This is a genomic window from Spinactinospora alkalitolerans (assembly GCF_013408795.1).
Classification (GTDB): Bacteria; Actinomycetota; Actinomycetes; order Streptosporangiales; family Streptosporangiaceae; genus Spinactinospora; species Spinactinospora alkalitolerans.
The window spans coordinates 3,982,860-4,005,331 of sequence record NZ_JACCCC010000001.1; the positions used below are offsets into that span (position 1 = coordinate 3,982,860).

Here is a 22,472-nt window from a genome sequence, read left to right on the forward strand (position 1 = left end):
CATGAGCGGCGTGGAGCCCGGCGCGCTGCTACCCGAGATCGCGCTCGCGGTCGGCGCGGTCGCCGCCCTGCTCACGGGCAGTTGGACGCCGCGCCGGCGCCAGTGGGTCACGCGCTGGATCGCGGTCGCGGCCACGGCGGCCGCGGTGGCCGCCGCGGCCGCGGCCATGGCCCGGCCCGCAGAGGTCACCGCGACCGGCGGCTACGCGCTCGACCTCGGCACGCACCTGGCCCGGCTGGTGGTCGCGGCCGGAACCCTGGTCACGGCGCTGATCGCCGCCGACCACGTGGCGGGGCACCGGCGCGAGAGCGAGTTCCACGTCCTGCTGCTGCTCGGCGCGCTCGGCACCGTCGTCATGGCCGGGGCGAGCGACCTGCTGGTGCTGACGGCCGGCTACCTGCTGGCCAGCATCCCGATCTACGCCCTGGTCGGCTTCGGCAAGGACGCCCGCGGCACCGAGGCCGCGCTGAAGTACTACCTCATGGGCGCGCTGTCCGGCGTGCTGCTGCTGTCCGGTGTCACGGTCGTGTTCGGCGCGGGCGGGGCGACCGACTACGCGACGCTCGCCGAAACGCTGCCCGCCGCGCCTTCGAGCGCCGTGGCGGTGGGGACGGTCGCCCTGCTCGCAGGGCTGCTGTTCAAGTCCGGCGCGGTGCCCGCGCACTTCTGGATCCCCGACGCCACCCAGGGCGCGCCCTCCCCCGTGGCGGCCTTCATCACCACGGTGCCCAAGATCGGCGCGCTCGTGGCCGTCTACCGGTTCGGTGGCCAGGCGCTGGCCGGTGCGGCCGTGGACTGGCCGCTGTTCGCCGCCGTGCTGGCCGCGGCCAGCATGACGCTGGGCAACCTGGCCGCGTTCTTCCAGGACGACGTCCGCCGCCTGCTCGCCTACTCCACCATCAGCCAGATCGGCTACCTGCTCATGGCGGTGGCCGCGGCCCGCGCCGCCGAGTCGGCGCTGCCGAGCCTGCTGTTCTACCTGGCCGCCTACACCGTGACCAACCTCGGCGCCTTCGCCGTGGTGTGCGCGCTGCCGCGGGCGCGCGCGATCGCCGACTACATCGGGCTGCTGCGCCGCCGCCCCCGGATGGCGCTCAGCCTGATCGTCTGCCTGCTGGGCCTGGTCGGCACGCCGCCGACCGCGGTGTTCATCGGAAAGCTGACGGTGTTCACCGCGGCGCTGGACGCCGGGCTCGGCTGGCTGGTCGTGGTCGCCGCGGTCAACACCGTGGCCAGCCTCTTCTACTACCTGCGCTGGATCCTGCCCGTCTTCCGGGCCGCCCCCGCCCGCGAAGGAGCGGACGGCGCCGCGGAGCCGTCGGGGGACGTCGCCCGCTGGAGCGCCGGCATCGCCGTCACGGCGGCCGCGGCGTCACTGGGCCTGGGCGTGGCCTCCTCCCCCGTCCTCGGCCTCCTGCAGTCCGGCGCCCTCCTCCCCTGACCCCGGCCCTTCTCGATACGGGGAAGGACGTACCCGGCCGGCGCGGCAGCCGGAAGCCCGCGGTACGCCGCACGGCCGGCCCTCCGACCATCTACCCTCACCCTGAGAGACCGTCCTACTACAGCAAGCGGGGTCCGTGTGCGCAGCTTCTGGGAGTCCGCCGTCCCCTCACCCGAGACCATGCGCCGGTACCGCGAGCAAGGCTGGTGGCGCGACACCACCTACTCCGACGATCTCCGCGAGGCCGCCGCCGAGGATCCGGACGGCACCGCACTGCTGACCTGGCGCCAGAGCCAGAACCGGCTGATCCGGTTGACCTTCGCGGAATTCGACGCCCGCGCCGACGCCGTGGCCGCGGCGCTGGGCGATCTGGGCGTCCGCCGTGGTGATGTCGACACCGGGGAGAAGCTCGCCACCGAATTCGGGAGCGAATTGCGAATACACGGATTGTCTTTACCCTGCCGACCACAGGGAAAACCGCAACATCCCAGGTGAGCGATGGTGTGCTGGCTCCCCTAAGTGCATAGGCAAGGAAATGGCCCCGCGAATACGCTAAGGCCGCACAAGAGGTGGACTTCCTCATTACAGGTGCCGGGGCGCTTCGACGTCAGCCACCGTCGCGCCGCCGTGGACATGCATCGGCAACTGAGTGGGTGACCGTGAGCGCCTCCGGCTGTCGCCGGTTCCGTTCCGACCACGGTGACGAGTCTTGCCCTGCGATGCCGTCGCCACTTCCCGCGCGCGAGTGAAACCGGCCCCTCCCCAGGGGGAGACAGACGGGCCGCCACGTCGGGGCCCACCCCCTTCAGCTCCGGCAGCGCCGGGCCACCCGCAGGCCGCGCAGGACCTCCACCCGGCCGTCGCGCGGGTCGTTGTCTACAGATCCCAGGGCGGCGAGTGGTCGGGACGGGGAGCAGGCTCCGAGTGCGGCGTCAGGCGGCGGAGCGGGCCGTGTAACGGACGGGCAGGGCGTTCAGGCCGCGTATGAGGTGGCCGGGGCGCCAGGTGAGGTCGGTGACCGCGACGTCGAGGGCGATGTTTTCCAACCGGGAGAGCAGGGACTCGAAGGCGACCTGCCCTTCGAGCCTGGCCAGTGGCGCTCCGAGGCAGTAGTGGATGCCGTGGCCGAAGGCGAGGTGGCCGCCGGCGTCGCGGGTGATGTCGAGGTGATCGGCTCCGTCGTAGCGGGCGGGGTCGTGGTCGGCGGAGCCCAGAGCGACGAGTACGAGCTGATGGGCGGGGATCGTGACGCCGGCGATGGTGACGGGCTCGGTGGTGAACCGCGCGGTGGCGGTGTTGACCGGTCCGTCGAAGCGCAGGAACTCCTCAACGGCAGCGGGGATCAGCCCCGGGTCGGCGCGCAGCTTCGCCATCTGCTCGGGACGGGCCAGCAGCGCGAGCAGGCCGTTTCCGATGAGGTTGACGGTGGTCTCGTGGCCGGCCACCAGGAGCAGGAACGCCATGGAGACCAGTTCGGACTCGCTGAGGCGGCCCTCCTCGTCCTGGACCTCGATCAAGGCGCTCAGCAGATCGGCGCCCGCTTCGGCGCGTTTGGCCGACAGCAGACGGCGCAGGTAGGCGTTCATCTCCTCGGCGGCCCCGGCCGATTGCTCGGGGGTGCTCGTGGACACCAGCGCGTTGGACCACGTCCGAAAGTCGTCCCGGTCCTCGACCGGAACCCCCAGCAGCTCGCAGATGACCATCACCGGCAGTGGGAAGGCCAAGGCGTCGATGACATCGGTGCGGCCGGTGGCGGGGAAGTCACCGATGAGTCGGTCGGCGATCTCGCGCACCCGGGTCCGCAGTCCTTCCACGCGCCGTGCCGTGAACGCGCGGGAGACGAGCTTGCGCAGCCGGGTGTGATCGGGCGGATCGCTGTTGAGCATGTGCGCGTTCAGCATCTGCGCCACCTCACCGCGCAGGGGAGGTTCCGTCTCCGCGTGCCGGTCCTGCACCGCGCGCCGGGCCGCTCTCGGGTCCTTCGCCAGCCGTCCATCGGTCAGTGCCGCACGCGCGTGCTCGTAGCGGGTGATCAACCAGGCTGGCGCGCCACCGGGCAGGAGCGCCCGCACGACCGGGCCCCGCTCGCGCAGCCGCGCATACACGGCGTAGGGATCACGCGTGAACTCCTCGCCCAACTCGACCGGTCCGTCCGCGCCCGCCATGGTGCCCACCACCAATCCACGGCCCGTCGATTCCGCACCGAGCGGCAACGGACTCCGCGACTCGCCCAATCCCGTATCCACCGTCCCGGCCCCGCGCCGATCCACAGACGCGCCCCTGAAGGCGGTCTCGGAGGGCCACGGACCCGGAACCAGTGTAGGGCGGCCGCCGGGCGCCTTCCTCCAGGACCGGAGTCAGCTTAAGAACAGCACGGATAAGGCCTGGTGGCGCCACCGGTTCGGTTCCCACCGAGGTGTCAGCGGCGCTTGACCCGAATGGCGATGCCCGCCCAGGACACCGCCACGATGCACGCGGCGACGACGCGGGACGCGAACAGGTACTTCTCGGGGTAAAGCACTCCGGTGATGTAGTAGTCGATGAACCCGTGCGGCATGTGATGCGCGACGGTACCGCAGCCACGACCGTTTCATCGGAGCCATCGCCGGGCAGCAGGCCGTGCCCAAGGACACAGCAGTTCCGCTGAGGCCGGCACAGGGCAAGGGTGCATCCGGTGAAGATCGTCTTTCTCATTGGCAACGGCTACGGCATGGGCGGCACCATCCGCACCGTGTTCAACCTGGCGGGCGGGTTGGCCACCCGCCATGATGTGGAGATCATCAGCCTCGTGCAGCACCGCCGCACCCCGTTCTTCGCGCTACCGCCCGGCGTGCGGATGCACGCGCTCGCCCCGACCCGGGCATGGGCCGAGCGGCCCAAGGCAGGCCTGCTCGACCGCTACAGGGAGAGCCGCCGCAGCCCCGTTGTCCCCAAGCCCGAGAAGTTGGACGTGTTCAACCTGCGGACCGAGCATGCGCTGCGCGGTTGTCTGCGCCGCGGCGACGCCGACGTGGTGGTCGCCACCCGCCCCGGGTTGAACCTGCTGCTCGCCCGTTACGCTCCCGAACGGCTGCTGAGCATCGGTCAGGAGCACGTGCACCTGGGCAACCACAAGCACGACATCGCCGACGCCATCGCGCGCCTGTATCCGCGACTGGACGGTATGACCGTGCTCACCGCCGCCGACCGCGCGGCCTACGAGCGGCTCCTGCCGACCGAACCGGGGTGGATCACCACCATGCCCAACGCCCTCCCGCCGGGCGACCATCCGCGGTCCGACCTGGACAACCCCATCATCGCCGCGGCCGGCCGCCTCTCGCCCATCAAGCAGTACCCCAAACTGCTGGAGGCGTTCGCCGCGGCCGCGAAGGCCCACCCGCAGTGGCGCCTGCGCATCTACGGGGGCGGGGGCGTGGAGAACGACCTCAAGACCAGGATCGCCGCGATGGGTCTGAGCAACCAGGTCACCATCATGGGACGCACCAAGGATCTCACCGGGGAGCTGGCCAAGGCGTCCATGGTCGTGGTGAGCTCCCGCGCCGAAGGGTTCGGGATGACCATCATCGAGGCGTTCTCGGTGGGCGTGCCGGTCGTGAGCTTCGACTGTCCGCACGGCCCCCGCGAGATCATCACGCACGAGCGCGACGGCCTCCTGGTGCCGCCCCAGGACGTGGGCGCTCTGGCTGAAGGCATGCGCCGCCTCATGGCCGACGGCGACGAGCGCCGCGCGATGGGCGCCGCCGCGCTGGCCTCCGCACGCCGTTACGGCATCACCGAGATCCTGGACCGGTGGGAGGACTTCATCGCCGACCGCCTCACGGCCAAGGCCCAACGCAGACGGTGAAACAGCCAGAACGCCACCGCGCCCAATGGCCTTACCCTGCGGCCGTGATCGACGGCTGCACGAGAGAGGCCATCGGATATGCGGTGGACGACAACCGCCGCACACCGCTCATCGTCCATGCCAGGTCGTCCTCGTCGCCCTGGGTGGTGCCAGTGCGATGGTGTCGCGGTCAGGGTGCCTGTCGCTTCACGCTGCAGCACGGCGGCGGGCGCTCCAGGCGACGAAGGGGAGAATCGCCAGCGCAAGGAGGCCGCCGCCGATGGACAGCGCGGCGAAGCCCCTGGCGGCGACCACCATGCCGCTGAGGATTCCGCCGCTCACCCCGGCCAGGGCCACGCACACGTCCACCGCGCCCTGGGTGCGCGCCCGGGTCTGCGGTCCTACGGCGGCGGCGACCACCCCGGCGCCGCCCGCAGCCCCGGCGGCGTAGCCGAGGACGAGTCCGGTGCGCCGCCCCAGGCGTTGGGAGATCCGCCCCACCAGGAACGCGGCGGCGGCCGATCCAAGTGTGAACAGGGCGGCGGGCAGCCCGGACAGGCTACTGGTGCCGAGCATGTCCTGGGCCAGCAGCGCGCCGACGGTCACTCCGGCCGCCAGGCCGGCGCCGTCCAGGATCTGGGAGACGGCCACGGTGGTCAAGGGGCGGCGCTGCAGCACGGCGAGGGAGGTGTCCGTGCCGAGGGTGTCCGAAGAAGCGGGGGCCATGGCCGGGTTCGCTTTCGTGGGATAGCAGGAGTCGCGCGGATGCGCCGGGGGTTATGCGTGCGCGGTGTGGACGGGATGTCCGGAGGCGCGCCACTCCAGCAGTCCTTCGTTCAGCCGGTAGGCGCGGCGGCCGCTGGCGCGCAGGACGCGGACCGCGTCGACGGCCATCACGCAGTAATCGCCGCGGCAGTAGGCCACGATGTCGATGTCGGCGGGCAGCTCCTCAAGGCGCCGGGCCAGCTCTTCCACCGGGATCGACAGCGCGCCGGGAATGTGGCCCGCGGCGAACTCCGCTTCCGGTCGCACGTCCAGCACCAGCGCGCCGCCCTCTTCGGCGCGGGCCATTAGTTCGGCGCGGTCGACCTGCTCCACCTCGCCCTGCCCGGGGCCGGCGAAGTGGCGCCAGGCCCGCTCGACCTCGGCCAGGTGGGTGCCGGCGACCTTTTGCACCAGCGACAGCAGAGCGGCGACGTCGTCACCGGCCAAGGCGTAGAAGACGTGGTTCTTCTCGCGGCGGGTGCGCATCAACCGGGCGCGTTTGAGGGTCTGCAGGTGCGCCGAGGCGGTGGAGACGCCCAGGCCCATCGTTTCGGCCAGCGAATCCACCGAGCGCTCGCCCTGGGCGAGCAGGTCGAGCATCTGCAGCCGGGTCCCGCTGCCCAGCGCCTTGCCGACCCGGGCGAACTCCCCCCACAACTCGGTGCGCCCCGCCTCCGGTAGCCCGACGGTGAGCGCTCGGCGGGCAGCAGTCCCCGCCCCTCGTAGTAGCGCAGGGTCGAGGCCGCCACGCCGGAGCGTTCGGCCAGTTCGGAGACGCGCAACATGGTCACGATCCCGACGGGAGGCCTTCGAGTCGGCTCGAAGGTCAAGCCGAGTCATTGAAGCGAGGTGCTATCGATGCCGTGTTGCGGGGCGCTCCGAGGTTGCCGGACCCCGGGTTCTTGGCGCAGGTGTGGGCGGGCGGTGGTGAGGCGAAGCGGTCAGGGGCGTGTCCGCCGACTCGATTCCCATGGATCCACGTCTTCCTGAATCCATGAATCCTTGTATTATTGGTGGCATGCTGACGATCGCCACCGATATCGACGCGCTCGCCCGGTTCGGGCGGGCGCTGGCCGACCCGATCCGCTGCCGCATCCTGCTGACGCTGCGCGGGGCGCCCGCCCACCCGGCCGATCTGGCCGAGGCGCTGGGTATCAGCCGGACCCGGTTGTCCAACCACCTGGCGTGCCTGCGCGACTGCGGCCTGGTGGTGGCCGTGCCGGTGGGCCGGCGAGTGCGCTACGAGCTGGCCGACGCGCGATTGGGCCACGCCCTGGACGACCTGCGCTCCGCCGTTCTGGCGGTGGAGACCGACAAGTCGTGTGCGGAGACCGAGGAGAAGGGCTGCTGCTGATGGCCTTCCGGATCACCTCGCGCCCGAGCGAGGGGCGGCGGGCGGTGCTGACGCGGCGCGTCCGCCTGTTCGTGGCCGCCACCATCACCTACAACATCATCGAGGCCGTGGTGGCGATCACCGCGGGCACGATCGCCTCCTCGGCCGCACTGATCGGCTTCGGGCTGGACTCGGTCATCGAGGTGTCCTCGGCGGCGGCGGTGGCCTGGCAGTTCTCCGCCCGCGAGGCCGCGGCGCGCCGGGCGCGCGAACGCCGGGCGCTGCGCGTCATCGCCGTGTCCTTCTTCGTCCTGGCCGCCTACGTCGCCTTCGAGGCGGTGCGGTCCCTGATCGGCGCGGGCGAGGCCGAGACCTCGGTGCCCGGGATCGTGCTGGCCGCGGTGTCGGTGGTCGTCATGCCGTTCCTGTCATTGGCGCAGCGCCGCGCCGGCCGCGAACTCGGGTCGTCCTCGGCCGTGGCCGACTCCAAGCAGACCCTGCTGTGCAGCTACCTTTCCGCCGCCCTGCTGGTGGGCCTGCTGGCCAATGCTCTGCTGGGGTGGGCGTGGGCCGATCCGATCGTGGCCCTGCTCATCGCCGCGATGGCCGTCAAGGAAGGCCGCGAGGCCTGGCGCGGGGACGCCTGCTGCGCCCCGGCCGGTATCGCCATGGCCGCCGAGCCTACGGACGAGGGCGACGGGTGCGGATGCGGGCCCGGCTGCTCCTGCTGCGAGGGCGGCTGAGGCCGCCGATCCGATCCGGGTGCGCGACGTCGTGGTGGTGGGCGCGGGACTGTGCGGCCTGGTGGCCGCCACCCGACTGCACCGAGCACGCCCCGCACGGTGGCCCGCGCCCCCGGGTGTCACGGGCCACAGAACAGGCGCGGTTCAGGGAGTCCCAGCCGAGGTGCCCTCCAGATTGACGATGAGTGCGGTCGCCTGAACCGACGCCTCGTCGGCGAGCTCTCGTACCTGTACTGCTTCTCCCGCGCTACCGAGTCAGGTTTAAGGGGATCGGCAACAGAACTCCGGAGAGGATGCCGAGCGACGCACCAACCAGTTGTGCCCCCAGGTTTCCACCATACTTACGAGATATCCTCCGAGTGAGGATCGCGGCCATGAGAGCCAGAATGGATCCAGCGAGCGCAGAACCAGGAAGATTGAAGATCCACAGCGGTAGCGAGGTCAGGAATACCGCACTGGCGGCGAAGATCGCCGAGTTCAGTTCCCCCTATCCCTCGCCGGGGCCGATGTCGGCGATGAAGGCACGGGTGACGACGATTCCCGCGTCAGCGCCGATGGCAGGCGCAGATCTCGTCGCGTGCGTGTAGGCGCTGAGCGAGGATGTGCTCAAGCAGACCCCGTCGCGGTGACGGCCGGGCAGTGCCGCCGCCGTTGCGAGCGGCTTGGCAGGGTGACCGTCAGTGGCGTAGCGGAGTGGTGATCGTGCCGTAGTCGAGACCGCCGTGGGTGAAGGTCGGCACCACCGGCCACTGCCGCTTCCACGCCGCGCATTCCGACGAGGGAATGATCTGCAGCCAACGGCCGTCCCTGGCTGAGCGCGAGGCCATCGTCTTCTCCTTGACCATCGAGTCGTACTGGTCCAGCGAGTCCTCGAGCGTGTTGGCGTTGAGCACCACTTCCCGGTTGAAGAAGCGCGCCTGCTGCTTCACACCGGGAATCCTGGACCGTTCGGGTTGCCAGCTGTCGGCGGCCATGCCGTTCTCCGAGGACACCCACACGCCGTCGGGTGTGTTCACCACCAGGGAGTGGTTGCCGTCGGTATGCCCGGGCGTCCACAGCAGACTCACGCCGACGCCCAGTTCGACGTCGCCGTCGAAGACCTCGAGTCGTTCGGCGGGCACTCCGTCCATACCGCCCTCGACATACCAGGCCCATTGCATCGGGTGCGGCGACTCGAAGGTGCCGAGTTCCTTGCGGTGCACGAGAAGCCTCCCGCGGGGGAACAGCGGCTCGCGCGGAGCCTTCTCGCCGGGGATGACCTGATCACTTCCCATGATCATCCGCACGTCCTGTACGTGCAGGTGGTCGAAGCTCACGTAATCGACATCGTCGTTGCGCAGCCCCAGCCTGGGCAGCACCGTGTCCGGGTCGTTGTAGTACTTGACGAACACCTTGTCGCTGAGGAACCGGCCCGCGAGCCGCTGGAGCTTCGAGTAGAACGGCGCCTCAGCGGAACCGGCGGCCACCGTCGGTTCCCACACCAGCGTCTTGAGCTCACCGTCGAATCCCTCGAACTGGAGCACGAACATCCGGTTGATGATTGAAATCATGGGGTTGACCGACAGGTTGTACCCCTGGAAGGCGTACCGGGCGGGGTAGGGCGCGGCAGCGATGTCGAAGCTCTTGACCGCCTTGATCGTGCCTTGCGCGATGAAGCGTCTGCGGTATGCCTCGGTCGCCGACCGCACCGCCTCCAGCCGTTTGCCGCGCGGCCAGATGTCGTGGACGCCGTCGAACTCGGGAATTGGCCGGACAGTCTGCGAGCTTGCCTCCGAAGCAGGGGACGAGGTCATTGCGAGCTCCTATCGATCTCGGTGACGGCACGGTTTTCGTAGGCCTGCCGGACGGCCTTGTCGGTGACCGCCGCGACCTGGTTCGGCACGACGGCGCGCAGCAGACGGAAGCGGGCGCGGTCGGGCAGTAGTGCTGCGAGGCGAGCGACGAGACCCATGCGGGCAGGCAGGCTGATCTCGAAACGCGGCCGCTTGATGACCGCCAGCACGGCGTGTGCCACGTCTGCGGGGACGAGCCTGCGTACCGGACCCGTGACGGTGCCGGCGGCAAGCTCGGTGTCGACGACCCCGGGCAGGATCAGTGAAAGCTGGACTCCGCTGCCGTGGAGTTCGGTGCGGACGGCGTTGAGATAGCCGTACACGGCGTGTTTTGTGGCCGCATAGGTGGCTTCACCCGCGGGCGCGAGTTTCGACGCGCCGGAGGCAATGGTGATGATCTGGCCGCGACCGCGTTCACGCATGGCCGGTGCCGCGAGTTTCACGCCGCGGATGACCCCGAGCAGGTTGACGTCCACCTGGCGCTGCGCGGCAGTGTCCGGCTCGGCCTCGAACGGGCCGACCCACATCACGCCCGCATTGTTGACCAGCACGTCGATCATGCCCCATCGCTCATCGACCGCCCGGATGAACGCGGTGAACGATGCGGTGTCGGTGACGTCGAGGTGGAACGCGGCGACATCGCCGGGCAGCTGCTGCGCGGTGGCTTTCGCCGCATCGAGGTCACGGTCTCCGATGGCGACGTGGGCGCCCGCTCTCGCCAGTTGCCGGGCGATCTCGCGCCCGATGCCCTGAGCACCGCCGGTTACCGCGACGACCATCCCGGTTGGCGCTTTCTGCACGGCTCACCTCGTCGCCTCGACCCGAAACCCATCTGACATGACGTCATGTCAGATAGATAGGATATAGGAGTCCGCTCTGCAAGGAAAGGGCCAAGATGGGACAGGCGAACGTAGGCAACGGGCGCCGCTACGCGGGCCTCGGCCCGGCTGAGCGTGCGCGGCAGCGGCGCGCCGCCCTGCTTGATGCCGCCAAGGACCTGTTCGGCACCAACGGATACCGCGCGACATCGGTGAAACAGGTCTGCGCCAGGGCGGGGCTGACCGAGCGATACTTCTACGAATCCTTCCGCGACCGCGAGGCCGCACTGGCCGCCGTGTACGACGAACTCGTGGGTGGCATGCGCGCGGCGACACTGGAGGCGATCGCCAAGGCGGAGCGGTCCGAGGCCGTTGCCGCCCGCGCGCTGGCCGCCTTCGTCGACTTCCTCACCGCTGATGAGCGGCGTGCCCAGATCGTGCTCATCGAGGTCGTCGGAGTCTCACCAGAACTGGAGAGCCGGCGCCACACCGTGCTGACCGAGTTCTCGGAACTGGTGACCGACGTGTGGCTGGGCGAGAGGGGGCCCGCCTCGTTGCGGCGGCTGACCGCGGTCGCGCTCGTCGGCGGGGTCAACCACCTGCTGATCGACTGGCTGCTCAGCGGAAGAACCCAGCAGCCGGCCGAGCTCGTGCAGGCCTGCACGACGCTGTTCGCCGGAGCCAGAGACCAGCTCGCCCCGCCTACCGGGTAGGCCGGAGGGCATCATCGCGATACCGATGTGAAAAGGCGGCATGGCGGCAGGAAGCACTCGCGGTGGGGTGCGCCATGCTGAGGAGGCTGTCACCGGGCCGAGTCGGACGGGCTGTCGGGCCGGGTCCGGGGGCATGCCTCCGAAGGGCGGTCCGACCGTGTCCGCGGCGCCTCCGGTCGCTGCCCCCGGCATTCCCGCAGTGGACTAGGGAACGATGATGTCGAGTGCTGCGGGTCTGATGGAGACGGTGACGGGGAGTTCGCACAGGTAGTCGCCGTCGGCGTGCACAGGGACGGGGCGGTCGGCATCGATGGTGATCTGCTTAGTGCTGCGGACCTCGACCTTATCGGATTCGACGTGCGCGCCGGTCCTGGCCTTCCCGATAAATTGCACGACCTTGTACCGGGGCGCGTCGGAGACAGTGAGGACGTCGAGTACGCCGCTGTCCAGGCGGGCGGGGGGCACGATGTTGAGTCCGTAGCCGTACCGGCCTGAGTTGGCGGCGACGACTTGGTGCTGCCGGGCTTTCGCCGTCCATGTATCGGCGGTGAGCGTGAACTCCGGTGCTCTCCATTTCAGGATCACCCCGATGGGTGCGAGCCGGTAGACCACGAGCCCGGGCAGCCACCGGTTGTTGTTGATCGCCTCGGTGGCCACGGAGTCGAGTCCGACGTAGACGTTGCCGAGCACGATCCGACCGGCTGCCTCGATGACGTCGATGCTGCGGGTGCCCCTCCGGGCGAGCATCGCGGCGAGGCTCTCGACGTCGCCGGGCAGCTCGAGTTTGCGCGCGAAGTCGTTGCCTCGCCCGGCGGGCACGATCGCCATACTCGCGCCCGTGCCGTGCACACCGGCGGCGACGTCGCGGGCAAGCCCATCGCCGCCGACGGCGATGACCGTCTCGCCCCGCCGCGCGCTCTCGGCCGCGGCCTCGGTCGCGTGCTGCTGGCTGCGTGTCGTCTGCTCGGCGATCCGGATCCCTTGCGAGGCGAGCAGTTCCGCGATCGGCCGCCAGGTCCTGAGCGCCCGGCCGCCGCCGGACACGGGATTGATCAGAGCCGTATAGGTGGGCATGCTCTACCCGATCAGGATGCCGGGGTTGAGGACACCGGCCGGATCCACACTGGACTTGACGGCCTTGATCATGTCGATGCCGATCGGCCCGAGTTCGAGCGCGAGGGTTTCACGGTGGTCGGTGCCGACGCCGTGGTGGTGCGAGATCGTGGCACCATGTGCGCGGATCGCCGCGTTGGCGGCTTCTTTGGCCTTGGCCCACTGCGCGACCGGATCGTCGAGTTGCCTGGTGACGACGGTGAAGTACAGCGAGGCGCCGGTCTCATAGACGTGGCTGATGTGGCACATGACCAGGTTGGCGCAGTCCTGCGCGTTCAGCGCGCCCTGGACGGCCTCACTGACCGCGGTCTTGAGTGACTCGATGTTCGACCAGAACGTCGCGGTCTCCAAGGTTTCAACGAGCGCACCCGCGTCGAAAAGGGGATCGCGCAGGTACGGCCCGCGGAAGCGGCCCTCGCGCCACTTCTCGCCCGGCTCGGCGCCCTGGTTCTGACCACCGTGTGCCAGCAGCCGCTCGGCAGCGGCTGCCCGAGTGGCCTCGACCTCCTCGGCATCGCCCTCGTAGCCGGCGATGACCAGGCACCCGCCGGAACCGGATCCGCCGGCCGCGGCGTCGGGGTCGGCGAGGTTGACGGCGGTCTCCGCCTCGTCCGACAGTCGCAGCACGGTCGGCCGCACTCCGTCCTGCACCAGCGCACGTAGAGCAGCGGCGCCTTCGGCGAAGGAGCCGAACTTCCAGCCTTCGAAGACCCTGGCCGCCGGTCTGGGACGGACCCGGACCGTGACGGAGGTGATCACCCCGAACGCGCCCTCCGAGCCGAGTACGAGCTGGCGCAGGTCCGGCCCTGCGGCCGACTTGGGCGCGGTGCCGAGGGTGAGTGTGCCGCGTGGGGTGGCGACGGTGAGGCCGACGACCATCTCGTCGAAGCGGCCGTATCCGGCGGAGGACTGCCCGGCGGAGCGGGCGGCCGCGTACCCGCCGACGGTGGCCATCTCGTAGGACTGCGGGAAGTGGCCGAGCGTGTAACCCCGCTCGGCGAGGAGCCGTTCCGCGGCGACACCGCGCAGACCGGTCTCCAGCACGGCGGTGCGCGAGATCTCGTCGACGCCCACGAGCCGGTCGAGGCGGCGCAGATCGAGTGCGACGACCCCGGCGAACCCGGCCCTGACGGGCGCGAGGCCGCCGACGACCGAGGTGCCGCCGGAGAACGGCACGACGGCGACCCGGTGCTCGGTGCAGATCTCCAGCACCCGTACGACATCGTCATGCGAGCCCGGGAACAGCACGGCGTCGGGCGCATCGGTGGCGTCGCCGCTGCGGAGCTTGAGCAGATCCGGGGTGGAGAAGCCACGGGTGCGCCGAACGCGGGCGCTGCGCCCGGAGTCGACGTGCTCGGCGCCGAGGGCCGCGGTGAGTGCCGCGGTGACCTCAGCGGGCAGCGAGGTCTGCGGGAGCCGGGCGTTCGCGGGATCGACAGCGGGACCGGGTGGCACAGCACCGAGCGCGCTCATCGCATCGCCCGCGGCATCGGGCAGGTGGCCGGGCGTGTCGACATTGCCCCACAGGTAGGGGTGGCGCTCGACGACAGGGAGATCGTACTCGGTCACGTCGACTCCTCCATCCGTTAACTCTGATACACTATGACACATGATGTCGCAGCGACGCAACGTGTCGGAATCCGAGCTGCACGAGGAACCTCAAGCGGCGGAAACACCCCGGGCCGCCAACGCGATCCCCGAGCAACGCATCCTCGACGCCGCCCGCGACCTCCTGCTGGCCGTCGGCATGCGACGCATGAGCATGGCCGATATCGCCCGCCGCGCCGACATTTCCCGCGCCACCCTCTACCGACGCTGGCCGAACGTCCGCGCCGTCGTGGCCGCACTGGTCACCCGCGAGTTCACGACATTCGCCGCGCAGGTGTCGGCCCCGGCGGCCACCGGCCGGGAGTCGCTCGTGTCCGCGGTAACCCGCCTCGTCGGGGAGCTGCGGATCCATCCGCTGCTCCGCAAGGTCGTCGACGTCGACCCGGAATTCCTGATCCCGTACCTGTTCCACCGCACGGGGGCGACCTCGGACGCGCAGCTCGAACTGATCGAGGACGCCATCCGGCTCGGTCAGGCCGATGGCTCCATCCGCTCCGGCGAACCCGGCATGCTCGCGCGGGCGGTGCTCCTCACCGCGTGGTCGTTCACCCTCAGCGGCCCCGTATTCGTCGCGGATCACGCATTCCCCGCACTGGACAGCGAACTCTCCGTGCTTCTCGAGAGGTATCTGGCACCGTGAACACGTCGCTGAACGCCGCCCGGCGCATCCACGAACTCGACCAGCTCGGCAGCGCCTCGGCCCCGGTCGACGTGCTGGTGATCGGCGGTGGTGTCACCGGCACCGGCGTCGCGCTCGACGCCGCCGCCCGCGGACTGTCGGTGGTACTCGCCGAGAAGCACGACCTCGCGTTCGGCACCAGCAGGTGGAGTTCCAAGCTGGTCCACGGCGGGCTGCGCTACCTGGCCTCGGGGCAGATCGGGATCGCCCACGAGAGCGCGGTCGAGCGGGACATCCTGATCAGCCGCACCGCGCCGCACCTGGTGCGCGCCTTCCCGCAGATCGTCCCGCTGCATTCCCGGGTCAGCACCGCGAACGCGCTGGTCACCAGGGCGGGCATGCTGGCGGGTGACGCGCTGCGCGCCGCTTCCGGAACATCGGCGAGCACCTTGCCACGGTCGCGGCGGGTCACTCCGGCAGAAGTCGCCCGGTACGCGCCGACGGTCCGGGTCACGGGCCTGCGTGGCGGGGTGCTGGGTTGGGACGGGCAGCTCGACGACGACGCCCGGCTGGTCGTCGCGCTGGCCCGCACCGCCGCGGGCCACGGCGCCAAGATCCTCACCAGGGTCACCGCGTCGGAGGTCACCGGCGGCGGGGCGGTGCTCACCGACACACTGACGGGGCGCACCCTCGACCTCGGTGCCCGGATCGTGATCAACGCGGCCGGAGTGTGGGCCGGCGAGATCGCCCCCGGCCTCGGCCTGCGGCCCTCCCGCGGCACGCATCTCGTGCTGTCCCAGCAGGTTCTGGGCGGACTGTCGGCAGGACTGATGGTTCCGCTGCCCGGGCAGGTAGGCCGCTACGTCTTCGCGCTTCCCGCGCCGGACGGCCGTGTCTACATCGGACTCACCGACGAGGACGCGCCAGGGCCGATTCCGGACGAGCCCCGGCCCGCCGAGTCCGAAATCACCTTCCTGCTCGACACCATCAACCTCGCCCTGGCCACCCGCATCCGCCGTGAGGACGTCCTGGGGACCTTCTCCGGACTGCGCCCGCTGTTCGACAGCGGGACCGGCACCACGGCCGACATCTCCCGCAGACATCAGGTGATCACCGCACCGGACGGACTGCTGACCATCGTCGGCGGCAAGCTCACCACCTACCGGCGAATGGCCCAGGACGCACTCGACACCGCACTGCACAACACCGGAATAACCGCCGGACCATGCCGGACCAGGCGGCTACCGCTGGTCGGCGCGGCGAGCCTCGCCGGACTCGACACGGTGCAGGCGCCGACGCGGCTGCTGCGCCGTTACGGCACCGAGGCCCCACAGGTGCTCGCCGTCGGCGGGTCCGAACTGCACCGCCCGATCTCGGAAGCCACCGAACTGACCCCCGCGGAACTGCTGTTCGCGGTCCGGCACGAGGGCGCGCTGGACACGGGTGACCTACTGGACCGCCGCACCCGGATCGGCCTCGACCCCGTCGCACGGGCCACCGCCGAACACACCGCCGCCGCGATGCTGGCGAAGGGAATGGAAGCGTGACCGGCGGATCAGCCACCGGACCCGTCCTGAACCGTCGCACCGGCCGGCGACGAATGGACCGGCGGTTTCGAGACGGCGCCGACCGACGCCGGACTGCCCCCGCGAGCCGGCACAGGCGGCCACGGCCACCATGAAACTCCAGCAACGCGGTTTGAGGGACCCCGCCGCCCGGATCTTCGAGGGTCAAGGCGCGGGCGTCCGCCTCCTGTTCGCGGCGGCCGCCGCGACGGCTCCTCCCAGTGCTGAATCCGGATCGGACAGGTCGAAGACGAGATCGAAGTGGTTACGGCCGGGAACAGTGAACTCCATGTGACGCGTGCACAGCGGTCTGGTCGCACGGGAGAACTCGCGATGCTGCCGGGTGAACTCACTCGTCTCGTTCTCCCCGATCGCCAGGACCAGGGGAGGCAGCGGATCGGCAAGTCGCAACAGTGGACTGTTACGTACGGCCGCCGCCCTGGTAAGCCCAAGCGCCTCATTGACGTAGCTCAACCTGACGGGCTCGAGATCGTAGACGCCGCTGAGGAGAACGGCCGTCGCGATGATCGCGTCCGCCCTTCCGCGCAGGAGGTTCATGGCCACAAGGTGCGCTCCGGCTGAGCTTCCCGCCGCGATGATGCGCTGCGGGTCCACTTCCAGGGCGCCGGCGTTGCTCCACAGCCAGCGCAGTCCTTCGCCGACCATGTCGACGATTCCAGACAGTGTCCGTCCAGGGGCCAGTTCGTACCCTAGAGCCGCGAAGGACACCCCCTGGCCGACCAATCCTGGAGCGGGGAAGCAGGAGTCGGGCGCACTCAGCTCCTGCCAGTATCCCCCGTGGACGTAGACGAGCAGCGGCGAACCGGCGCCGGCCGGGAAGAAGTCGACCGTGGAACGCGGGGAGGAAGCGTACCGGAAGCGGCGCCACACCATGCGGCGGCGGGCGGCACCGCTGTGTTCACGGTAGGCGGCCATGTAGTCTCCGATGTCCTCGACACACGAACTAGGAGAGCATTCGCGGTCGAGTTCGGATTGGTTCCAGCCGCGGAAGACGGCCGACTCGGTGGCGGGCCCCGCCGGACGTTCTCCGTTCACGCGCTCGGAGGGGGAGTGGAGCAGGTGGCACCGCGCTCGGGCTCCCTCAAGTGGATGACGTAGTCGGCTACCGCACTGTCCACGCATTCCGAACCGCTCCGGAACGCGATGTGTCCAGGGCCCTCCACCGTGAGCAGCGACGCGCGATTGGTGACGGCGACCTCACGCGTCCAGGAGAACGGGACGAGCGGGTCCGTGGTCCGGCCGATGACGAGCATCGGCTGTCCTCCCCGGTACCTGTAGCCGTCGGTGTGGGGATGCGCGGGCTCGGCGGGCCAGACGGCGCATTTGAGCTGGCCGTACCCGTAAACCCTGCCGAAATGCGGTGACACAGCAGCAGCCGCCCTGAAATGGGCGTCGTGTACACGCGGGAGCGAGGGGACGGCACGGTCGAGGCAACGGTTGCCCAGGACCGCCGCCGTCGTGTGATCCCATCCGCTCGGCAACTGCTTGGTCGGCCGCTCCACCTCCTCCAGGCGCTGGAGCCTCGCGGCGAACTGCTCCCAGGACGCCGGCGCTATGAGGGTGCCCGCCGTCTGCACCAGCAGATCGCCTCCAGTGAACAGCGTGTGGTCGCCAGGAGCAGCCTCACGGTTGCGTTCAAGGCGCTCCACCAGCCCGTCGAAGGCGCCTTCAGGATCACCGTCACCGAAACCGCACATTTCGGGGGTTGCCACGCACCAGTCGAAGAATTCGTCCAGCGCCTTCTCGGTCGCCGCCATCTGCTCCCGATCGGAACGTAGTGGGACGCGCGCATCGCGGTGCGCCGGGACGGGGGAATCCAGCACCATCGCGCGGACCCGTTCGGGGAACGTCGCAGCGTAGTACTGGCCGACCAGGGAGCCGTACGAGAGGCCGAGATAGTTGAGCTTCTCGTCGCCGACCGCCGCCCGCAGCAGTTCGAGGTCGAGTGCGGAGTCCTGGGAGCCGAGGTGGGGAAGCAGCTCCTCACTGCGCTCGTCGCAGGCTGCCGTCAGCTTCTGCGCCTCTTCCATCCGATCGGAACGTTGCGCGGTCGTCGGATAGGCGGCCAACGGCGGCTCGATCGAGCGGATCTCCTCGTAAGTCATGCACGTCGTGAGCGGGCCACCGCCGCCGGTCCCCCGGGCGTCGATCCCGACGATGTCGAAACGCTCACTCAAGGGTTCCAATCCAGCCGGGCCCAGTGCCCGCACGAAGGCGGCCCCTCCCCCGGCCTGAACGCCCGGGTCGACGAACAGCGTGCCGATCTTTGCGCCCTGCCGAGCAGCGGGAACACGGGCCAGGGCGACACCGATCGTCTCCTCCTCCGGCTTGGAGTGGTCCAGCGGGAGCCGGGCGACCGAACACTCGACCCCGTCTCCGCATTCCTCCCAGTCGAGAGTGGGGAGGGCCGCAGCGGTCTCAGCAGCGGTCTCAGCAGTGGTCTCAGCCGCCGCGGGCGTTCCCAGGGAGGCCAGGAGGACGACCGCCGCGGCGGCTCCGACGGCGCATACAAGGCGACCACGCACCGCCCCTGAGGCTGTGCGTATCCGGCAATCCATCCTCGGCCCCCTCACATCACCGCACCACCGCCATTGCGGTTCATCATGGATGGTCGGCGGGGGACGTCCCAGTAATCTGTGCGGTCTCTTTCTGGATCGCCGACCGGCCGGCACCCGATGGAGTCGGGGTCAGAAGTCGAAGGACACCGTGGTCTCGGTGAGCTCCCTGAACTCCGCCAGTGGGGCGGCCTCCTCCTCGATGGCCGCGCGGTCCTCGGCGGTGAGCCGGGACACCGGGGCGACGTTGACCGCGAGCTTCCGGCCTTTCTTCCGGTGCCGCCACAGCGCCACGACCTCACCATCGCGCAGCACCACGCCGGGGTTACCGGTGTGTTTCCAGATCTGCTTGCGCAGCGCGCCATCGGGAGCCACGATGGCGCGCTCCCGCTGCTGGAGGTAGGGGTCGTAAGCGGGGACCAGGCGGTAGGGCGCGGGGCGGGGCGGCGATTCGAGTGTCTTCACGTGTGGCTTGAGCACGTACGCCGGCCGCTTGCCGGCGTCCACCTCGACCAGGTCGCTCTCGACCTCGCTCCAAATGCGTCCGGCCGCCGCCTCCGATATGCCTGCCCATGCCGCGAAATCGTCCGGCGTGGAGGGGCCGTACATACGCAGGTACCGCTCGACCACGGAGGCGCGCGCCTCACTCCTGTCCATGGACGGCGGCTCCGCACCGAGCCAATGGTCGGTGCGCATGAAATGCGCCTCATTGCCCGAGCGAGGCGTAATGACGAACCCGCCGCGCAGCGACAGCGCCCGCACCAGGATCGCGGTGAAGTTACTGAAGGTGGTGGGCTCACACCAGCCGGCGAACTCCTTGGGCAGGCGCTTGCCCAGCTCCTCGCCCATGCCCCGCTTGCTCAGCTTGACGCCTCCGTCCAGAGCGTCCATCAGGGCCTCGTCGACCAAGTCGACGATCTCCGTCGCGGAGCGTCCCATTCCATCCATGATGGGCAGGAAGCCCTGCATCACCGCCCGCCATGATTCCTCGTCATCAGGACAGACACCCGTGGTGAAAACAGGCATCTCGTCGACCCGCATCATGCAGGGGGACTGCCGCAGGCTCCAGACCTCGACCAGTTCGCGGGTCTCGTCCCGCGCGGCCCGAACGTCGCTGAACCGCAACTCGGCGACGCGTACGCGCAGCCCCAGCAACGCTCCGCCCGGCGGGGTGTTCTGCGGTGCGCATTCGGCGGCTTTCAGCCAGTCCTCGCTTCCCACCTGCTCACTCAAGTGATGCCCGGAAAGGCGGTAAGCAACTATGTTCTCGCGGTCGGAATTAAGCATCCGTGATTCCACTTCGATTCACAGGTTTTTCTTTTAGTCTATATCCACCTCCCCGCCCCAGAACAACAGGGATTTGCAAGGTCGCACAGCACAGCATTGAGGACAATTCGGTACCGCCCGTCTGCCGCGACTATGCAACGAAAAGCCGAATGAGCAGGGAAAAGGATAGAAACTCACCGCCTCCATCCGGTCGCCCTGCAACACAGAGACCGAACAGAATTGTTGCTCCTCACACGCGCGGGGCCGAGACTCGTGGCATGGTCGGCGGCCGCCGCGCGGCTACACGCAGTCTGCCGCGGCCGCTCTTTCGGCCCCGGACGAGCCGCCGCGCGGATCTCGCCACTGAGGACGGAGTTCATCATGACCGCAGCGACCGAGGACGGCACCGACGCACCGCGGCGGCCGCTTTTGACCGACGCCATCATGGCCGCCGCGGAGCACTCACCGGAACGAACGGCGGTCGTCGGGGGAGGGGAGACGTGGAGTTTCCGGCGGCTCGTCGGTGAATCGCACCAGTTCGCCCGGGCCATCGCCGAAGTCAGCGGCGCGGCCGACTGGATAGGCGTGTGCGGTCCTCGCACACCACGCACGGTCGCCGCCGCTCTGGGGTGCATGCTCGCCGGGCGCGTCTACCTGCCGCTCGACCCGAACCACCCCGAACAGCGTCTCTCCCTTATCGTCGATGACGCCGACGCGGCCCTCATCCTGTTCGACGGAGCCGTCCCCGATCACATAGCCGACCATCCGCGCTCCCTTACGCTGAACGCGCTGACGGACGCATCCGAGGGCGGGGGAACGTGCCGCCGCGCTGAAAGCAACGACGTCGCCTATGTCATCTACACCTCCGGATCGACCGGGAAGCCCAAGGGGGTGCTCGCCCAGCACGGCGCACTCGCTGCGCTCGCCGACGCCATCGGCGACCACAGGCCGGGACTCGACGCGCATGACGTGGTCCTCGCGGTTGCCTCCTTCGCTTTCGACATGTCCATCACCGACGTGTTCGTCCCGCTCGCACGAGGGGCGACCGTGGTTCTGGCACCTGACGCCCGGGACACCGCCGGACTCCTGGATCTGATCGACGCGCACGGTGTCACCACGGTCCTCGCCACCCCGTCATTGTGGCGGACTCTGGTGAGCGGAGGTCTCGGGGACGACGGGCGACGCAGAGTGCGGGCCATCGGTGGGGGCGAGCGGTTGACCGGCTCGCTCGCCGGTGAGCTGCTCGGTCGGACCGAGCGGCTCTACAACGGCTACGGACCGACCGAGACCACCGTCTACGTGACGTTCGGCGAGGTCCGGGACGCCGACGACATCACGTTGGGACGCCGGACGCCCTCGTCGCTGCTCTACGTCTTGGACGGCCGGCTCGGCGCGGTGCCGCCGGGCGGGCGCGGCGAACTGTACATCGGTGGCGACACGGTCAGTCTCGGCTATCACCGCCGCCCTGGGTTGACCGCCGAGAAGTTCCTCCCCGACCCGTACAGCGGTCGGCCGGGAGCACGGCTGTACCGCACCGGTGACATCGTCCGGTTGCGTGGTGACGGCGAACTCGAATTCATCGGCCGCTCGGACTCTCAGGTGAAAATCCGCGGTCACCGCGTCGAACCCGGCGAGGTGGAGGCGGTGCTGGCCCAGCATCCCGACGTGCGCGAGGCGGTCGTACTGGCGGTCGACGCCCCTGCCGGGGAGACCGCTCTGGCCGCCTACTGGGTCGGGGGCGAAACCGCGGCGGACGGGGAACCAGCCTCGTGGAACAGGCCACCCCGGGTGCCAGACCCGGCCCCTACCTACTCCAGGCCTGCATCGCAGCACTGCACGCCGGAGCCCCCAGCACCGCGTCAACGGACTGGGACGAGATCCTCGTGCTCTACCGGCTCCTCGAACTCGTGACCGGCCACCAGAACCCCACCATCACCCTGAACCGCATCGTCGCCCAGGCCATGGTTGAGGAAACGACGTCGCCCTCGCCAGGATCGATGCACTGGAAGCCGACCACCTCGGCCTTCCCCGTCTCGACGCCGTACGCGCCCACCTCCTGGAGCAGGCCAACCGACCCAACGACGCGGCCGACGCCTACCGACGAGCCATCGCCACCACCGTCAATCTCGCCGAGCAGCAACACCTCAGGCACCGACTACGTCGCCTCAGGGCCTGACCCGGCACTTGGTCACGCGGAAGAAAGAACCGACTACATCAAAACCTGCGCCTTTACAACGTAGATTCATGGTGTTGACCT

At 69.7% G+C, this 22,472-nt stretch carries 22 protein-coding genes and 1 pseudogene; 10 read left to right on the top strand and 13 right to left on the bottom strand.

Features of this window, described 5'->3' with window-relative positions; all coding sequences use genetic code 11:
• Position 1: 1 nt before the first annotated feature.
• Both HDA32_RS17650 and HDA32_RS17655 read left to right on the top strand, forming a co-directional pair.
• Positions 2-1,441, top strand: coding sequence for an NADH-quinone oxidoreductase subunit N (locus HDA32_RS17650; protein ID WP_179646769.1), 1,440 nt, complete (start codon positions 2-4; stop codon positions 1,439-1,441).
• Between the two features lie 138 nt (positions 1,442-1,579).
• Positions 1,580-1,936: a hypothetical protein gene (locus tag HDA32_RS17655; protein ID WP_179644231.1), complete on the top strand. Its 357-nt coding sequence runs from the start codon at positions 1,580-1,582 to the stop codon at positions 1,934-1,936.
• Between the two features lie 437 nt (positions 1,937-2,373).
• Here HDA32_RS17655 and HDA32_RS17660 read toward each other — a convergent pair whose 3' ends face one another.
• Together HDA32_RS17660 and HDA32_RS17665 are read right to left on the bottom strand one after the other, a co-directional pair.
• A complete protein-coding gene (locus tag HDA32_RS17660; protein WP_179644232.1) occupies positions 2,374-3,606 on the bottom strand; it encodes a cytochrome P450 family protein in 1,233 nt (410 codons plus the stop codon).
• A gap of 254 nt (positions 3,607-3,860) precedes the next feature.
• Positions 3,861-3,998, bottom strand: coding sequence for a DUF2784 family protein (locus HDA32_RS17665; protein ID WP_179644233.1), 138 nt, complete (start codon positions 3,996-3,998; stop codon positions 3,861-3,863).
• A gap of 117 nt (positions 3,999-4,115) precedes the next feature.
• On the opposite strand from HDA32_RS17665, the gene HDA32_RS17670 reads away from it, so the two are divergent.
• The gene (locus HDA32_RS17670) at positions 4,116-5,285 is read left to right on the top strand and encodes a glycosyltransferase family 4 protein (protein ID WP_179644234.1); all 1,170 of its coding nucleotides are present in this window, start codon (positions 4,116-4,118) and stop codon (positions 5,283-5,285) included.
• 186 nt (positions 5,286-5,471) lie between these two features.
• Here the strand turns inward: HDA32_RS17670 and HDA32_RS17675 are convergent, their stop codons facing one another.
• The 3 genes and pseudogenes from HDA32_RS17675 to HDA32_RS31485 form a co-directional block, all read right to left on the bottom strand.
• Positions 5,472-5,990, bottom strand: a complete 519-nt coding sequence (locus HDA32_RS17675) for an MFS transporter (protein ID WP_179644235.1) — start codon at positions 5,988-5,990, stop codon at positions 5,472-5,474.
• 51 nt (positions 5,991-6,041) lie between these two features.
• On the bottom strand, positions 6,042-6,686 hold the full coding sequence (locus HDA32_RS17680; RefSeq protein ID WP_281370398.1) for an ArsR/SmtB family transcription factor: 645 nt from the start codon (positions 6,684-6,686) through the stop codon (positions 6,042-6,044).
• Between the two features lie 26 nt (positions 6,687-6,712).
• Positions 6,713-6,814, bottom strand: a pseudogene (locus HDA32_RS31485) (MerR family DNA-binding transcriptional regulator); the annotation flags it as partial.
• Positions 6,815-7,047: 233 nt separating this feature from the next.
• Here HDA32_RS31485 and HDA32_RS17685 point away from each other — a divergent pair.
• The 3 genes from HDA32_RS17685 to HDA32_RS17695 all read left to right on the top strand — a co-directional run bounded on the left by HDA32_RS17685 (position 7,048) and on the right by HDA32_RS17695 (position 8,692).
• Entirely contained in the window at positions 7,048-7,383 is a 336-nt protein-coding gene (locus HDA32_RS17685) for an ArsR/SmtB family transcription factor (RefSeq protein WP_179644237.1), read from the top strand.
• Positions 7,383-8,105, top strand: coding sequence for a cation efflux transmembrane domain-containing protein (locus tag HDA32_RS17690; RefSeq protein ID WP_179646770.1), 723 nt, complete (start codon positions 7,383-7,385; stop codon positions 8,103-8,105). Before HDA32_RS17685 ends, HDA32_RS17690 begins: the two co-directional genes overlap by 1 nt.
• Positions 8,106-8,521: 416 nt before the next feature.
• A complete protein-coding gene (locus HDA32_RS17695) occupies positions 8,522-8,692 on the top strand; it encodes a hypothetical protein (RefSeq protein ID WP_179644238.1) in 171 nt (56 codons plus the stop codon).
• 90 nt (positions 8,693-8,782) lie between these two features.
• Here the strand turns inward: HDA32_RS17695 and HDA32_RS17700 are convergent, their stop codons facing one another.
• Both HDA32_RS17700 and HDA32_RS17705 read right to left on the bottom strand, forming a co-directional pair.
• Complete coding sequence (locus HDA32_RS17700) at positions 8,783-9,898, bottom strand: MBL fold metallo-hydrolase (protein ID WP_179644239.1); 1,116 nt, start codon at positions 9,896-9,898, stop codon at positions 8,783-8,785.
• Positions 9,895-10,737 (bottom strand): SDR family oxidoreductase, encoded by an 843-nt coding sequence (locus HDA32_RS17705; protein WP_312863227.1) that lies wholly within the window; start codon positions 10,735-10,737, stop codon positions 9,895-9,897. Before HDA32_RS17705 ends, HDA32_RS17700 begins: the two co-directional genes overlap by 4 nt.
• Before the next feature lie 95 nt (positions 10,738-10,832).
• On the opposite strand from HDA32_RS17705, the gene HDA32_RS17710 reads away from it, so the two are divergent.
• Positions 10,833-11,468 (top strand): TetR/AcrR family transcriptional regulator, encoded by a 636-nt coding sequence (locus HDA32_RS17710; protein ID WP_179644240.1) that lies wholly within the window; start codon positions 10,833-10,835, stop codon positions 11,466-11,468.
• A 204-nt stretch (positions 11,469-11,672) separates the two neighbouring features.
• On the opposite strand, the gene HDA32_RS17715 is transcribed toward HDA32_RS17710, so the two are convergent.
• Positions 11,673-12,542 carry a diacylglycerol/lipid kinase family protein gene (locus tag HDA32_RS17715; RefSeq protein ID WP_179644241.1) on the bottom strand — a complete coding sequence of 290 codons (870 nt, stop codon included), beginning with the start codon at positions 12,540-12,542 and terminating at the stop codon, positions 11,673-11,675.
• Positions 12,543-12,545: 3 nt separating this feature from the next.
• Positions 12,546-14,150, bottom strand: a complete 1,605-nt coding sequence (locus tag HDA32_RS17720) for an FAD-binding oxidoreductase (RefSeq protein WP_312863228.1) — start codon at positions 14,148-14,150, stop codon at positions 12,546-12,548.
• Positions 14,151-14,190: 40 nt separating this feature from the next.
• On the opposite strand from HDA32_RS17720, the gene HDA32_RS30850 reads away from it, so the two are divergent.
• Together HDA32_RS30850 and HDA32_RS17725 are read left to right on the top strand one after the other, a co-directional pair.
• The gene (locus HDA32_RS30850; protein ID WP_246334404.1) at positions 14,191-14,829 is read left to right on the top strand and encodes a TetR/AcrR family transcriptional regulator; all 639 of its coding nucleotides are present in this window, start codon (positions 14,191-14,193) and stop codon (positions 14,827-14,829) included.
• Positions 14,826-16,355, top strand: coding sequence for a glycerol-3-phosphate dehydrogenase/oxidase (locus HDA32_RS17725; protein ID WP_312863229.1), 1,530 nt, complete (start codon positions 14,826-14,828; stop codon positions 16,353-16,355). The genes HDA32_RS30850 and HDA32_RS17725 overlap by 4 nt, the downstream gene beginning before the upstream one ends.
• 183 nt (positions 16,356-16,538) lie before the next feature.
• On the opposite strand, the gene HDA32_RS17730 is transcribed toward HDA32_RS17725, so the two are convergent.
• The 3 genes from HDA32_RS17730 to HDA32_RS17740 all read right to left on the bottom strand — a co-directional run bounded on the left by HDA32_RS17730 (position 16,539) and on the right by HDA32_RS17740 (position 20,236).
• A complete protein-coding gene (locus HDA32_RS17730; RefSeq protein WP_218882512.1) occupies positions 16,539-17,309 on the bottom strand; it encodes an alpha/beta hydrolase in 771 nt (256 codons plus the stop codon).
• A 116-nt stretch (positions 17,310-17,425) separates the two neighbouring features.
• A complete protein-coding gene (locus tag HDA32_RS17735; RefSeq protein ID WP_179644245.1) occupies positions 17,426-18,571 on the bottom strand; it encodes an alpha/beta hydrolase in 1,146 nt (381 codons plus the stop codon).
• Between the two features lie 510 nt (positions 18,572-19,081).
• On the bottom strand, positions 19,082-20,236 hold the full coding sequence (locus HDA32_RS17740) for a winged helix DNA-binding domain-containing protein (protein WP_179644246.1): 1,155 nt from the start codon (positions 20,234-20,236) through the stop codon (positions 19,082-19,084).
• A 360-nt stretch (positions 20,237-20,596) separates the two neighbouring features.
• Here HDA32_RS17740 and HDA32_RS17745 point away from each other — a divergent pair, with 360 nt between their 5' ends.
• On the top strand, positions 20,597-22,126 hold the full coding sequence (locus HDA32_RS17745) for an amino acid adenylation domain-containing protein (RefSeq protein ID WP_179644247.1): 1,530 nt from the start codon (positions 20,597-20,599) through the stop codon (positions 22,124-22,126).
• On the opposite strand, the gene HDA32_RS17750 is transcribed toward HDA32_RS17745, so the two are convergent.
• The gene (locus tag HDA32_RS17750; protein WP_179644248.1) at positions 22,104-22,367 is read right to left on the bottom strand and encodes a hypothetical protein; all 264 of its coding nucleotides are present in this window, start codon (positions 22,365-22,367) and stop codon (positions 22,104-22,106) included. The genes HDA32_RS17745 and HDA32_RS17750 overlap by 23 nt on opposite strands.
• Positions 22,368-22,472: the final 105 nt, after the last annotated feature.

What these genes read in the sequence shown, in the direction of transcription:
- HDA32_RS17690 (WP_179646770.1), top strand. Translation starts at nt 7,383, where the DNA reads ATGGCCTTCCGGATCACCTCGCGCCCGAGCGAGGGGCGGCGGGCGGTG.
- HDA32_RS17660 (WP_179644232.1), bottom strand. Translation starts at nt 3,606, where the DNA reads ATGGCGGGCGCGGACGGACCGGTCGAGTTGGGCGAGGAGTTCACGCGT.
- HDA32_RS17665 (WP_179644233.1), bottom strand. Translation starts at nt 3,998, where the DNA reads ATGCCGCACGGGTTCATCGACTACTACATCACCGGAGTGCTTTACCCC.
- HDA32_RS17710 (WP_179644240.1), top strand. Translation starts at nt 10,833, where the DNA reads ATGGGACAGGCGAACGTAGGCAACGGGCGCCGCTACGCGGGCCTCGGC.
- HDA32_RS17740 (WP_179644246.1), bottom strand. Translation starts at nt 20,236, where the DNA reads ATGCTTAATTCCGACCGCGAGAACATAGTTGCTTACCGCCTTTCCGGG.
- HDA32_RS17730 (WP_218882512.1), bottom strand. Translation starts at nt 17,309, where the DNA reads ATGGCCGCCTACCGTGAACACAGCGGTGCCGCCCGCCGCCGCATGGTG.
- HDA32_RS17685 (WP_179644237.1), top strand. Translation starts at nt 7,048, where the DNA reads ATGCTGACGATCGCCACCGATATCGACGCGCTCGCCCGGTTCGGGCGG.
- HDA32_RS17675 (WP_179644235.1), bottom strand. Translation starts at nt 5,990, where the DNA reads ATGGCCCCCGCTTCTTCGGACACCCTCGGCACGGACACCTCCCTCGCC.
- HDA32_RS17715 (WP_179644241.1), bottom strand. Translation starts at nt 12,542, where the DNA reads ATGCCCACCTATACGGCTCTGATCAATCCCGTGTCCGGCGGCGGCCGG.
- HDA32_RS17700 (WP_179644239.1), bottom strand. Translation starts at nt 9,898, where the DNA reads ATGACCTCGTCCCCTGCTTCGGAGGCAAGCTCGCAGACTGTCCGGCCA.
- HDA32_RS17745 (WP_179644247.1), top strand. Translation starts at nt 20,597, where the DNA reads ATGACCGCAGCGACCGAGGACGGCACCGACGCACCGCGGCGGCCGCTT.
- HDA32_RS30850 (WP_246334404.1), top strand. Translation starts at nt 14,191, where the DNA reads ATGATGTCGCAGCGACGCAACGTGTCGGAATCCGAGCTGCACGAGGAA.
- HDA32_RS17650 (WP_179646769.1), top strand. Translation starts at nt 2, where the DNA reads ATGAGCGGCGTGGAGCCCGGCGCGCTGCTACCCGAGATCGCGCTCGCG.